Origin of the sequence: Photorhabdus viridis (assembly GCF_040256935.1) — a bacterium.
Classification (GTDB): domain Bacteria; phylum Pseudomonadota; class Gammaproteobacteria; order Enterobacterales; family Enterobacteriaceae; genus Photorhabdus; species Photorhabdus viridis.
In genome coordinates this window covers 1-223 of record NZ_JBEJZY010000589.1, presented here as the reverse complement: position 1 = coordinate 223, position 223 = coordinate 1, and the positions used below count along the sequence as shown (strand labels likewise).

At 52.9% G+C, this 223-nt stretch carries 1 protein-coding gene; it reads right to left on the bottom strand.

What is annotated here, in order from left to right; all coding sequences use genetic code 11:
• Nucleotides 1-223: two-partner secretion domain-containing protein (locus ABR397_RS24675; protein ID WP_350307968.1), on the bottom strand; the 223-nt coding region annotated here is incomplete at both ends.

Below are 223 nucleotides of genomic sequence, written 5' to 3'. Positions count from 1 at the left end.
CTGACCTTGCAGCTCAGAGCGTCCGTTGCCGGTGACTTCATTGATAATCAGTTCCGCCGCTTTGCCATGCAGATTAGGGTTGGCGTTAAGTTGCCCGGCCAGTTGTGATTGAGCCGTTTGGGTAGCGTTATTGAGTATGGCGCCTTGAGTGGCAACGTTAAACGCTTGGTAGGTATTATGGGATATCCCGGCGTCATTCGGTGTGGCGATATTGACAACCGGG